Genomic DNA, 12,766 nt, shown 5'->3' with positions numbered 1-12,766 from the left:
AAAAAAGCCACATCCTTGGCATTTTTATTCTCTAAACATCCGTATTTTCTCATTGGCTGCAAGATTACCCAGTATTGATAGTTCTTGCAATACTATTCATCAAATATCGCTAAATATTCAAACTAGATCTTCTGCAACTCATTAAGAGTTTAGAATAAAGTGTTGCGAATGTTACGTATATTGAGAATACATTGCCAGATATTTATAAATTGGCTGGTGTTTCAGTTCGGTAGGTAAGATAAAGCCAATAGCTAAATGCAATAATGAATGCGAAAGAGGCAGGGAAAGCGAGCGCCAAAATTTCAAAGCGTTGAAATAGGCAAGCTCCAGTTAAGCCACCAAACAAGAAGCCAACCACAATAAACAGAAGCAATTTGGCTTTGCGGCGGTCGAAAGGCATGCCCTTCAAGCGAGCACCGATCATTATTCCTAGGTCAGTGATGATTCCGCTCATGTGCGTTGTTCGGATGATCGCACCGCTGTAGGTCGTTATCATGGCGTTTTGCAAGCCACATGCGGCTGAAGCGAAGTATTGACCTGACGTGTAGCCTTGTAAGAGCGCCCAAAGCGCTAAAAATAGCAACCCACCTTCAATACACAAAGCGACACCATAACGGCGTCCTAGCTTTAGTGCTTGGTTCTCAATAAAGAACCCGCTGAAAGCTGCACCTAACATAAAGCTCATTACTACCAGTAAAAGGTGTACAGAAGCCGACGTTGGAGTGAGCAAGCTACTGCCTAACAAAGACAAGGTGCCTGAGATATGAGAGATGGCTTGATGCTGGAAACCAAGTAATCCAATAGCATTAACGCTACCAGCAAGGCCAGCTAGCAATAAGGCGCCGTATTCAACCCAGCGAGGTAGCTTAGAAATCATGTGGTTCATTCCGGGTTAAAAAGGAGGAGCAAGATTATAACGCTAGCGAAAAGATACGCTAGCGTTGTGGAGCATTGATATTTGATCTTAGGCAACAGTATTGCAGTTTGTTTTAATGCTGCTGCTTTATAGAGATAAAGGTCAGTAAAAAGCTAGTTGTAGTGACTCATTTGATGGTCGAATTTGACCCAACCGTGTTTCCTTTCTTCGTAGACTGAAAAGCTTGGTAAGGGGAAATCTTGCTCCTTAAATAGCCCTAATGGGACGATATAAAAATCGGCAGCAGCAACGGATTGTAAGAGCATAGTTGTGCCGCACTTAGGACAAAATTGATAAGTGACTTCATTTCCGGTATCACTTATGCGAGAAAAGGAGGTCACTTCGCCGTTTAATGTCACTTGCTCTATTGGGTATCTAGCCTGAACACCAAACACACTTCCGGTGCGTTTCTGACATTCATAGCAATGGCATACAGATATTCGTTGAGGTTCTCCTCTGCATACTAGGTTGACGGCTCCACAGCGGCATTCGCAACTTCTGATATTTCTATCTTTAATATGATTGATATCCATCCATGCTCCACTTCTAGTTAACCCTGTATTGATAATTATACTAAAGCCCTTTATGGTCTGCACAACTGGATGAAAACAAAAGAATATAATTGCTTATGAAAAAGAAAATCTTACCTATACCTCTGATTTTACTGATTCCAATTGTCATGTTGGTTGTGGTGATACTGGCGGGTATTTATCGCTTTAGCTTAAGTGACGAAGAGATCTTGGCGAAGTTTCCTTCTTCTCAAGTCAGTTATGACCCTGTTGTTGAAACCGTTTTTGATTTGAAGACAACCAACCCATGGACAATTAAAGTTCCTGAAACTAATGCGTACGCTTTTATCAATGAAGTCGATGAACCTAGAGCTTTAGCCTTTGGACGCTATGATTCAGGTGTTGAGCGTGGTGTGGTCACCGTAGACACCAATAACCTTTCAGCTGTCACGCTTGGCAAAGCACGCTTCTTTGTTTCGCCTATGTGGGTCTCAAATCAAGGCAGCGGCGTGTTTTATTACCTAGGTCTGTTTAAACACGATAAACAGCGAAGCCGAGTCGTGTTGGTTGATCAGCTTTTCTTGGGTGATCGTATACAGATTCAAACTTTAGACGTTATGGAACAGAAAAACCTTCAAGCGAAGAATAAACTCACTGGGGAAGGTTTTATCGGCTTTACTCAGCATTCTTCGGAACAATCATTTACAGAACCGCCATCTGAAAAGGTATTAATGAGCTTTTATTTTGATACGCAATCTATTGGTAAGCAATAAGGTTTTTGTTAGTGCAAGGATCTGTTGTTTATGTGAGCTAAATTACATATTATCTTAAGTAGATGAATGAAATTTAGACACACTTTGCTTTGTGTCTGCTTATTTTTACAAATGGAGCTTGCGAATGATTAACAAACGTTTTTTTAAGACGAAAGATGAAGTTGAAGTGACCTTCGAGCTAGAAGCTCAAGAAGCGAATTCAGTCTCTATTGTTGCCGACTTTCTTGATTGGAAAGCAACGCCAATGAAAAAGCTGGCAAAAGGTAAAGTTTACAAATTCAAAACGCGCCTACCTAAAGGTGGGGAGTTTCAATTCCGTTACCTCGTTGATGACCAACAATGGGTAAATGACTCGAATGCTGATCGTTACATCGCGAATGAGTTTGGTGAAGACAACTGCCTAGTATCTACGGTTAGTGCTTAATCGCTCGCAGCGTGTTGTCGGTATAAGAAATGTTATGCGCTGGTCTAAACCCCTTTGCTTGCCGTAAGGAAGAGGTTGTTACTGTTTTAAGTATTTCTTTTTATTAAAATAGTAACTGATTTGTTTCGGCTATTAATTAGGCTAAACGGAATAACGTCAATCAATAAAAAGCAGAAACTAGCCGTTTCTGCTTTTTTGTTTTCAAATTCGGCGATTAATTTTATTCATCGTGAAGTGGTTTTTCGCTTACGGTAACTCAATGACTTAGCTCAAAGTGGGCAGATTCACATCATATTATGACAATGCATTGATGATTTATGCGTTTGAAAAGCATATCCTATGCCTTTATATCGCAGAAAGACCTGTTTACCGTGTATTCAAAAATATTTTCCTCTCCGTTTGCTGAGCTTTCATCTGTTAAAAAAGTAGCTATTTTAGGATTGCCACTTATTGCAGCGATTGGTGTTGCTCTGCAATCTTCGCCATCGGATCTGACGAAAACCGTCGATCTGAATTTACCGGACTCAACGGTTATTGAGTCAATTCTGTCACCTTCTTCTGTTACTGTTATTGAACCGCCGACATTTGAGTACCAAATTCAAACGGGTGATAACTTGAGTAGCATCTTCACTCAACTTGGATTTTCGTATAAATCGATGATGAGCGTGATGGAAACCGATTTAAACTTCCTTGCTTTAGACACGCTTCGCCCTGGTAATACATTGCGATTTTGGCGTAATGAGGCGACGGGTGATCTTTCCAAAATGGAACTTCAATTTAGCGTTGCTGATAAAGTGGTTTACCGACGACTTGAAGATAGTTCTTATGAATTTGAAGATATCTCTATTCCCGGCGTATGGAAGCAAAAGCCTCTAGTGGGTGACATTCAAGGTAGCTTTTCTATGTCGGCGAATAAAGCTGGCCTGAACAGCCTTGAGATTGACCACATTGTCACATTGCTCAAAGACAAGCTGAACTTTAGCCGAGATTTACGTGCTGGCGACCAGTTTGAAGTTCTTCAGAAAGCTCAATTTGTTGATGGTGTTGCAACCGGGAAGCGTGAAATTGAAGCGATTAAGATTATTAGCCGTAATCGAGTGGTTTCCGCTTATCTTCATACCGATGGGCAATACTACGATTCGAAAGGTGATAGTTTACAACGTGCTTTCCAGCGTTATCCAGTAAGCAGTGGCTGGCGTCAGAGCTCTCAGTTTAATCCGAAGCGTTTACACCCAGTGACAGGTCGAGTTTCGCCACATAATGGCACCGATTTCGCGACTCCAATTGGAACGCCAGTTCAGGCAACGGGTGACGGCAAAGTCATCATGACGCGTAAACACCCTTATGCGGGTAATTACGTGGTTATTCAGCACGGAAGCACTTACAAAACGCGTTATTTGCATTTAAGCAAGATACTTGTTCGTAAAGGACAAACGGTATCTCGTGGCCAGCGTATTGGTTTGTCGGGAAAAACTGGCCGAGTGACAGGTGCGCATTTGCATTACGAGCTGATCGAACGTGGTCGTCCTGTTAACGCGATGACAGCAAATATTCCGATGGCAGATTCAGTGCCTAAAAAGGAAAAAGCAACGTTTGTAGCCGCTCGAGATGAAGCTGATCAGCTATTAAAGAAAGCATTAGAAGTGCAATCCAATAATAGCTAGCTGATTTACTTGTTGGCTGCGCTTAACTAAGCCAACTTATAAAGCCGTGAACGCCTTGCTAAATCGTCAAATATTTAGTGTGGTGCTCGCGGCTTTTTTGATCGTTATTATTGGTTTTGAATTGCGGCTTCGTCTTTTAAGAGATCAAAGGTTACTCGCTTTGGTTGTTAAGTGAGAGGTTCTGAGTGGGTAATATAGCTGACGATGGCTTCTGGTCGCATCGGCGGTGAGTAAAGATAGCCTTGGATTTTGTCACACCCCATAGCATGCAGTTTTTCTAATTGCTCTCGCTTCTCTACACCCTCAGCAACCAATGTTACGTCGAGTCTATGAGCTAATTGAATGATCAGCCATACAACGCTTTCTGAGGTCGAGTTAGTGAGTAAATTTTGAATGAAAATGGCATCAATTTTAATGCAATCGATAGGGTAGCTGTGGATGTAATTTAGACTGGAATAACCGGTACCAAAGTCGTCGAGGGCAATCGTAAAACCTTGCTCTCTTAGATAGTTGAGCGCTGATTTCGTCTCTTGAGTTGGAGATAACAACACTGTTTCAGTTAATTCAATTACAAACTCATTTGCTTTAAAGTGATGCTGTTCAATGGTGCGAGTGAGGTAGGAAATATAACGCTTAGAGTCGGTAAGCTCATGAGCAGAGCAGTTTATTCCAAGTTTAATTTTGTATCCTAAGCCTTGTTCTAATGTTTTTTTTGCGTGGCACACTAGTTCGATAATGCGCTCACCCAATTCAACAATTAACCCCGACTCCTCTGCTACTTTAATGAACTCCACCGGAGATATATCACCATGTCTGGCAGTCTTCCAACGGGTGAGTACCTCGAAGTATTTCCATTGCGTATCACTTTGACCAACGATTGGCTGCACAACCACGTACATCCCATTCCCTTTAGGTACAAAGCTGTGCGAAATTGGTGTTTCAAGTTCATTTCGTAAAGCGGCGATCAATTCCGTCTTTCTTTGATAGCGAACTCTTAGGTGAGTGTCATAACATTGAATGTGTGTATCTTGACTCTTTTTGCACTCTTTTAACGCCAAGCTGGTGTTGAAGATTATTTGCTCAACGTCTTTGTTATCTCCGTCGGAGCGAGCAATACCGATGCTGACGTCGAAATCGATCTTGATGTCGACGTTACTATACCCTTGCTTTATCTTGGCCAGTATTTGTTCGCACACAGCAATGGGGTCTGAGTGGTAGGTAATGAAGGCAAACTCGTTTCCTGCTGTCCGGAACGTTAAGTTGTTCTCGGGCAGATTTCGGCGCAAGGTCTCTGCGACATATTGAAGTACTTTATCGCCAATGTAATTGCCATGTATATCATTGATGGCTTTGAAACTATTTATATCGAGTAAAGCCACGGTGAATGGAGTAATACTTTGTTGAGTTATTGATTCTAAAGTATCGGATAAACAACTGCGATTTTGTAAGCCAGTAAGGTTGTCGTGCGAAACTTCATAACTGAGTTGATTGACCAGTTGTTCAGAACGATCGTTAAACCACATTTCCCTTAATGTGTGGATGATGATATCTGCAAAAAGTTGGTGGTGCTTTATCACATCTTGCTGTTGATCAGGGCTTAGAGGGGAAGTAAACGTAGAAAATAACACGCCCATTACTTCACCACTTTGAGTCCGAGTAGGAATAGCGATTGAATTCTGAGAGGTTATTTCTTGTCTAAACGCCGATGTAGGTAACGATTGAATGATGTATTGTGCAAATGAGCAATCGGGATGTTTTTGATTCACAGCTTGTTGGTAGATCTGACCATGGCGGGCGTTTATTTTGTCGTGTAATACATGGTCTGAATGGGCAATTACCAAAGGGACCGTTTGATCTGGAAAGTACTTTTTCTCAATGATACTGGTGTATTGAGTGCCAAATGTTTGGTGCAAAGTGAGCACGGCCGACTCTAAAAGGTCGATACCTTCCAATTTAAGTAAGCGCCCAATGCGTTCCATATCTATCATGCTGTTGTGCGTATGTTGAGTCATAGTCACCATCCGTAGCTAACCAGATTCAGTATGTAAGCTGTGTTTGTATAGCTGTATATGTATGATTTCGCATATTGATGTTCTTGTGTAAGCTTATCGATATGCGTCTAGTTTATTATTGGCCGTGTTGTATAATTTTTCAAATTAAATTGCGACTTATTTCACAGAATCTAATTCAAAAACCTGAGTGATCCGTTCTTTATCCAGTCTATCTTTCAGATGATCCAAAAATAGCTTTGTTCTTGTATGTGAGTAATCAAGCTTAGGGTAGTACGCGTAAACCATCACCTCATCAGCTGTTATATTTGGCAAAACTGGAACTAATGTCCCTTGCTTCAGATCCTCTTTAATCATCGCTTTGATGGTTAACAACACGCCCATTCCTCTCTTTGCAGCATGAAACAAGGCTTCTGGGTTGGTGGTGGCAAAGTTGCCTTTGAGAGTAATTCGTTGGCCTTTGGTTAGCGTCACTTCACGAATAGGACGTTCTCCCCAAATCAACGAATTGTGCTTCTCCAAATCTTGCTCGCAGGAGGGGTAACCGTGTTTGGCTAAATAACTTGGCGCGGCATAGAACCCAGCTTTGTGTTCAAACAATGCGGTCTTTTTAAAGCTTAAAGAGTTGAGTTGCTCCAGTTCGCGACTGATCACAAGGTCCAAGCTAAGCTCGGGTAGTTGACCTGATGTAGTCGTGATGAGTTGAACCTTAATATCTGGGTATTTTTCTAAGAAATCATCCAGGTATTGCACGAGAAATTTGGAGCCAACAGCAATGGTCGCGCCTATCTTTAATAAGCCTGCAGGAGTTTGGTTGACTGAGCGAGTCTCATCTATAATCGACTGCCAACTATCAAGTTGATCTTTGGCTCTTTGATAAAAAAGGGCGCCGGCTTCGGTTTGGCTAATCGAACGGGTAGTGCGTTTGAGTAGTTGAGTGCCAATACGTTCTTCGAGCCAGTTGACCCTTTTGCTGATCGCTGAGCTGGTGGTATTAAGCTTGCGTGCGGCGCCATTGAAGCTGCCTTCCTCTACCACTCTTACATAACTTTGCACGTTGAGTATCCAATCCATATTATTTCCTGCTGGGACTTAATTAAATTCCAATTTAGCTAATTATCAATTACTAGTTTTGAATGTAAACTCATTTTACGAATAAAAATCAGACAATGAGGAAAGTTTTTGAGCCAATCGACCTTTAAGAAAACACCATTACTTCTCGCGATGATGATCATTGCAACAGGACAAGTTGGGGTAAGTATCTACTTGCCATCGTTGCCATTAATTGCTTCTGACTTAAGTGTTACTCAGGTGGATGTGCAGTTACTTGTAACATTGTTCCTTGTGGGATTTGGTTTGTCTCAGCTTTTCTATGGCCCAATGTCTGATGCCGTGGGAAGAAGGCCGATTTTTTTATTGGGTCAAGGTATTTACTTGGTTGGTACTATCGTTTGTTTTGCTTTTTCTGACAATATGAACGCCTTAGAGGTAGGACGATTACTCCAAGGGTTGGGCGCGGGTAGTGCGTCAGTATTAGGACGAAGTGTGCTTCGGGACAGTTATGATGGTCCCCAATTAACGAAAGCGTTGTCTTACATCTCAGTGACCGCGTCTATTATGCCCATTATCGCACCAGTGTTTGGTGGGTGGATATCGTTTCACCTAGGCTGGCAGGCCGTATTCCTGTTTGTTCTATTGTATTTGTTAGCAATATTTACCTTAGGCTACTTTGTGTTGCCCGAGACTCTCCCTTATGGGAAAAGCCGCTTCGACGCTACTCAAGTTGTAAAGAACTATGGTCGTTTGCTGACTAATCGACAAGTGATCAGTAGTGCGAGTTACAACTGGATGAGTTATTTGGCGAGTTTGGTGTCGCTTTCGTTGTTTCCGTTTTTAATGCAAGAACAACTTGGACTAACCGCTGCTGAATATGGTTCTTTGATGATTGTGCCTTCGGCAGGGCTATTGATTGGTAGTGTCGCGTTAAACTTGCTTAATCGTCGGTTCAGTACGCCACAGTTGATGAGCCTTGCGATTTTAATTATTTTGGCTTCAGGCACCTGGCTGCTCACTCATGAGCTAACCATCTTCAACCTTGTGTGGGCCTTTACTTGGTTAGCGATAGCGCAGGGGATATCTTTTCCTCTATCCATTAGCATGTTGCTGGAACCTCACAAGAAGCAAGCTGGCGCCGTATCGGCTTTGTCGGGCTCAATTCAAATGTGTTTGGCTGGTTTATTGGGTGGATATTTGGTTGAAAGTTGGGTGACGACTCATCTGCAACTTGGTGTGTTTTATCTGATCATTGCTGCTGGTATGGGCTGGGTACTTTGGTCTTCAACTAGAATGAATAAGAAAGTTGGTGCTACCGAAGTGGAATATAGTTAAATACTTAATGCGCGATAGTCCAACGTGCCATCGTTAAGATGTTGTATTTGTATGGATGGTTTCCTACAATACTTCGGTCCATTTAATAGGTAATACAACATGCAGCAAAATGAATTTGAAGTACTGGTAAAAGCTATCTGCGCACTAGATGGCCTGCCTCAAGCACTTGAGTTATTGAAATCTAGTGAGGATACCGAGATCTCTGAGGCTGCCGCATCACTGACTGGTCAATTTGCGTTAGCTGAAGTCGAAGGCGAAAAGCGTATTTACCACGTGACGCTTCAAGAAAACGAACAAGGCGAAGAGCAAGAGTTTATCGAGCATGTAATGAATGAAGGCGATGACTTAATCAAATTTGCCGCTTGGTTCTTTGAAACTATGTTCGAATTAAAGCAAAAAGACACATACCAAATTGCTGGTAAAACCTATAAGCAGCCAAAGCGTAGCTAACGTTTTCGTACTAGTATTTAAAAAAGCAGCTCACTTGAGCTGCTTTTTTTATGACTGTTTACACTTGGTTTATTAGTGGCTGTTAAATAGATTTTAATGGTTTTACATACGATGATTAAATCGACATGGACATGTCTATTAACTTATTGTTGTTTAAAAATAATCTTGTTTGAGGCTGCAATTGAAAGCTATATTATGAAATTGAGGAGCTTAATTGCACTAAAGTGTGATTTAGATCTTTTTTTGAGTGCTTTAAGTGTAGAATCCGCACACAAGAAAAGTAGATGATGTGCGGAGATAAGCATGAATTACGAACTAGGCCACGCATACCTTGGTCAAATGGTAGCAAAAAACATGATGCATGAAGCATTGTACGGCAAATCAAAGCCGAAGAAAGTGTCGTTCTTTAAGCGAATGATGAAGAAAATGGCTAAGTAAGCATTTTCCAAAACGGAATTTTAAAAGGCCTTAAACTCGATGAAGTTTAAGGCCTTTTTCGTATTAACGATGGATGATTTCATCGTTGTACGTTTTTGTGGATGGACACAAAAAACTTATTCGCTAATCATCAATCTCATGACTCTTCTGAGCGAGATCAGCTAGCGGATTGGTTGGACAAGTCGACAACATTGTTAGGGATGGTGTCTAAACCATTTTCTTTCATCCATGCTTCCAAATTGTCAGCTCCACCGATGTAGTTACCATCAAGCCAGATCTGAGGCACGGTTACCGGCGTTTTCTCACCAATGTGCGCTTTCACTTCAGGGATCATTCGATACAAGGCCGCGCTGTCTTTTACGACATCGTGGTATTGATATTCGATACCTGCCTCATCAAGCATTTTCTTTGCTTTGACGCAGAACGGACAGGTCGCTTTGCCGTAAACAATGTTACCTTTCAAGCTGTCTCGTTTCGTCCATTCTTTAATTACCGATTGAACTAACACGCCGCGGTTGAGTGCCTCACCTTGGCTAACAACCTTGCCTTCAACAACAAGGATTGGAGCATGCCAAGAGCCCAGTTTTAGAGGCTCCCACCAGTGAGACAACCAATCTTTCACTTCCAGTTCGACATCGACATCTGATAACTCATTCTCAAAAGTATCCTTAAGAATGTCTTTGGTAAGGGTGCATTCCCCACATGGGATATTAACTTTAAATGGACCCCAGCTGCCTGCCCAACGGTATAGTGTAATCTTGACTGGTTTCTTCATGGTTACGGCCTCGTTTGAATTCTCTTATCCATATAGAACGGACAGTTGAACTATTTATTTCACTAACCCTAAACTTTCTTCAGTTTTGACGGCTTTTTCGTTTCCCAGTGCGTTATAAATGCGACTGACGCAATAATAATAGCAGCCCCGAGCCATAAACGACCCGGTGGAACCCAGCTAAATACAATCCAACCTGCTAAGACATTTAGCGGTAATTTTGCGTGGTCAAATGGTTGTACGAATGAAGCATCAGCGACTGAGTAGGCTTTTACAATTGCCCATTGAGCGAGTGCCGTCATAACACCGATGACAATTAAGATAGCCCAAATCGTACCGCCGCTGGGAGTCTGCCAATCTGGAGCAGCAAGTAGGATGTTAAATGGTGTAATCAATAGTAAAAGGTAGACCACCATGGTTGAAGGACTGTCTTGTGAAGAGAGCTTTTTCACCATTAGTGAGTAGCAAGCCCAAAAGAAAGCAGCGCCAACGGGTAATAATGTTGCCCAGTTAAAATCTTCGCCCCACGGTTCAAGAATGACCATCGCACCAATGAAACCTGCCAAAGTTGCACCCCAACGCGCTGCTCCAACTTTTTCTTTGAGGAAAAGGCCAGAACCTATGGTTGCAAACAGTGGAGAGGTCATGAGAAGGGCAATGCCTTGCCAAATTGGCACGGGGTAAGCGAGAGCCCAGATCCAAAGTTGAATACCGATAACGGATAACAAAACACGGAACACGTGCATTTTGAGGTTGTCGGTTCTTAGAGCTCGGCGGATACCCAAAGTTTTTAGGTAAGGGAGAATGGCGCACAAAGCAATGGAATATTGGATAACGGCGACAGTGGTAGAAGTAAGTCCGAAGTGAATACTAGCGATTTGAGTTAGGCTGTTAATAACGGCAAAGGCTAAACCAGCGGTTAGCATCCAGCTAGCGCCTTGAATCGGATGGTGTTGTGACATGATGCTTCTAATTATTTGATGTGGTTAACCTATGATACGGATTTAACACAATGAAACCAGAAAAAGCATTGATGAAGTTGGTCAGAATATTTGAATATGAAAAAAGGTTGAGCAATTGCCCAACCTTTTGTCTTTATCTAAAGTCAATTTAGATTAGAAGTCGTAACGAACACCTAAGCGAAGAGAATCTTCGCTTTGTGTCTCTAGACCCGCAATTTTTACATCGTCTAGGTTGTTTAATTGGTAAGCAACGTAAGTACGGATAGACTTGTTGAACTTGTATGTACCCGTTAGCTCGAAGAAATCAGCTGTATCTACAGTGATGTTCTGTGTCGCGTCTTTTTCTTGTTTTTGGTACAAAGCAGCCAATTCAAATTGGTCTGTTAGTTTGTACTTAGCCGCGACTTCTACACCGGAAAACTCAGTCTTAGCTTTGTCGTCTAGGTCGCCCATTGTATAGGTAGCACCTAGGTATAGAGCATCCATCTTATAATTGATACCAGCGATCACGGCGGTTGCTGAACCGTTACCAGCACCGTTGTCGTTACCAGAATAACCAAGACCAAAACCTAAGCCCATTGGCAATGTGTAGATACCAGAGATACCGTAACCGTCAGTATCTTTATCTTCGCCAGCGATTAAACTTGCCTTTAAAGAAAGCGCATCAGCATCATAAGCGTATACAAACGTGTTGTTGACCTGCTCGTTGCCTGCGTTAATGAAGGCTTTTTGATCACCAGAGTAGATAGTAACATCCGACATTTCTGAGATTTGAGCGGCGGCTGTATCTTGACGACCTACCGAAACAGCACCAAAGTTACCTTCAAGTCCAGCGTACATGTAGCGTTGTTTAAAGTTATCAGTTTCATCGTTATCCGCTGATGAATTTACGCCTTGTTCTGCTTCGTAGAAACCGAAACCAGATAGGTCGCTAGTGATTTCAGTGGTACCGCCAACATTTAAACGCACACGGCTTTTATTCTTCATGGTTCCGTCGATTTCTTTACCGCCTGACCCGATGAAATCACCACGGAACTCTGCGCGACCGCCAATTTTAAGTTCTGTACCATCAGAGCTGTAAACTGTTGCTGCTAGAGATGAACCTGAAACTAGTGCCGCTACCACTGCAGAAGCTAGAACTGCCTTTTTCATAATCACTTACCTTGTATTTTAAAATCCGTGAGCAATGTGCTCTCCGTTTCGATATGAAGCTAATTTAGAGCAGATAAATTAAGCTTTCATTTCTATAAAATTACATTTTCGTGAATGGGGAACTTTTTAAGTGTTGATTTTATTGCACTTTTATTTCAATGGACTGAGCTGTTTGTGAATGGTTAGGTAGGTTAAGTGTGTTGAATTGCTAACTTTACCAAGTTTCAATTTGGGATAAGTGGTGATGATGTGGGCGAGCTTTATGGGCGGAACAGCGCTTGTAATCCGATTAACTGTTTGTACTGATTA

13 protein-coding genes are annotated in these 12,766 nt (G+C 42.0%); 6 read left to right on the top strand and 7 right to left on the bottom strand.

The window, feature by feature from the left end:
• Window positions 1-202: 202 nt before the first annotated feature.
• Together OCV36_RS22540 and OCV36_RS22535 are read right to left on the bottom strand one after the other, a co-directional pair.
• On the bottom strand, window positions 203-877 hold the full coding sequence (locus OCV36_RS22540) for a YoaK family protein (protein WP_135457383.1): 675 nt from the start codon (window positions 875-877) through the stop codon (window positions 203-205).
• A gap of 152 nt (window positions 878-1,029) precedes the next feature.
• Window positions 1,030-1,512, bottom strand: a complete 483-nt coding sequence (locus OCV36_RS22535; protein WP_210114727.1) for a GFA family protein — start codon at window positions 1,510-1,512, stop codon at window positions 1,030-1,032.
• A 32-nt stretch (window positions 1,513-1,544) separates the two neighbouring features.
• Here OCV36_RS22535 and OCV36_RS22530 point away from each other — a divergent pair, with 32 nt between their 5' ends.
• From OCV36_RS22530 to OCV36_RS22520, 3 genes are all read left to right on the top strand, one after another.
• Window positions 1,545-2,198 (top strand): hypothetical protein, encoded by a 654-nt coding sequence (locus OCV36_RS22530; protein WP_135457379.1) that lies wholly within the window; start codon window positions 1,545-1,547, stop codon window positions 2,196-2,198.
• 124 nt (window positions 2,199-2,322) lie between these two features.
• A complete protein-coding gene (locus OCV36_RS22525; RefSeq protein ID WP_017074789.1) occupies window positions 2,323-2,622 on the top strand; it encodes an isoamylase early set domain-containing protein in 300 nt (99 codons plus the stop codon).
• A gap of 371 nt (window positions 2,623-2,993) precedes the next feature.
• On the top strand, window positions 2,994-4,286 hold the full coding sequence (locus OCV36_RS22520; RefSeq protein ID WP_029225025.1) for a peptidoglycan DD-metalloendopeptidase family protein: 1,293 nt from the start codon (window positions 2,994-2,996) through the stop codon (window positions 4,284-4,286).
• A gap of 167 nt (window positions 4,287-4,453) precedes the next feature.
• Here the strand turns inward: OCV36_RS22520 and OCV36_RS22515 are convergent, their stop codons facing one another.
• Window positions 4,454-6,298 carry a putative bifunctional diguanylate cyclase/phosphodiesterase gene (locus tag OCV36_RS22515; protein WP_135457377.1) on the bottom strand — a complete coding sequence of 615 codons (1,845 nt, stop codon included), beginning with the start codon at window positions 6,296-6,298 and terminating at the stop codon, window positions 4,454-4,456.
• 156 nt (window positions 6,299-6,454) lie between these two features.
• Entirely contained in the window at window positions 6,455-7,369 is a 915-nt protein-coding gene (locus OCV36_RS22510; protein WP_102551449.1) for a LysR family transcriptional regulator, read from the bottom strand.
• A gap of 108 nt (window positions 7,370-7,477) precedes the next feature.
• Between OCV36_RS22510 and OCV36_RS22505 the strand changes: the two genes are divergently transcribed.
• From OCV36_RS22505 to OCV36_RS22495, 3 genes are all read left to right on the top strand, one after another.
• Window positions 7,478-8,683, top strand: a complete 1,206-nt coding sequence (locus tag OCV36_RS22505) for a multidrug effflux MFS transporter (RefSeq protein WP_102551450.1) — start codon at window positions 7,478-7,480, stop codon at window positions 8,681-8,683.
• A gap of 99 nt (window positions 8,684-8,782) precedes the next feature.
• Window positions 8,783-9,133: a hypothetical protein gene (locus tag OCV36_RS22500; RefSeq protein ID WP_135457374.1), complete on the top strand. Its 351-nt coding sequence runs from the start codon at window positions 8,783-8,785 to the stop codon at window positions 9,131-9,133.
• A gap of 303 nt (window positions 9,134-9,436) precedes the next feature.
• Window positions 9,437-9,571 (top strand): hypothetical protein, encoded by a 135-nt coding sequence (locus OCV36_RS22495; protein ID WP_017074795.1) that lies wholly within the window; start codon window positions 9,437-9,439, stop codon window positions 9,569-9,571.
• 157 nt (window positions 9,572-9,728) lie between these two features.
• Here OCV36_RS22495 and OCV36_RS22490 read toward each other — a convergent pair whose 3' ends face one another.
• From OCV36_RS22490 to OCV36_RS22480, 3 genes are all read right to left on the bottom strand, one after another.
• On the bottom strand, window positions 9,729-10,346 hold the full coding sequence (locus tag OCV36_RS22490) for a glutaredoxin domain-containing protein (protein WP_135457372.1): 618 nt from the start codon (window positions 10,344-10,346) through the stop codon (window positions 9,729-9,731).
• A gap of 68 nt (window positions 10,347-10,414) precedes the next feature.
• Complete coding sequence (locus OCV36_RS22485) at window positions 10,415-11,305, bottom strand: DMT family transporter (RefSeq protein WP_017074797.1); 891 nt, start codon at window positions 11,303-11,305, stop codon at window positions 10,415-10,417.
• Window positions 11,306-11,458: 153 nt separating this feature from the next.
• The gene (locus tag OCV36_RS22480) at window positions 11,459-12,457 is read right to left on the bottom strand and encodes a porin (RefSeq protein ID WP_135457370.1); all 999 of its coding nucleotides are present in this window, start codon (window positions 12,455-12,457) and stop codon (window positions 11,459-11,461) included.
• Window positions 12,458-12,766: the final 309 nt, after the last annotated feature.

Origin of the sequence: Vibrio echinoideorum, from assembly GCF_024347455.1 — a bacterium.
In the GTDB taxonomy this organism is placed as follows: domain Bacteria; phylum Pseudomonadota; class Gammaproteobacteria; order Enterobacterales; family Vibrionaceae; genus Vibrio; species Vibrio echinoideorum.
Note: the sequence above shows the minus strand (reverse complement) of the source record. Positions and strands in the feature narration are given on the sequence as shown.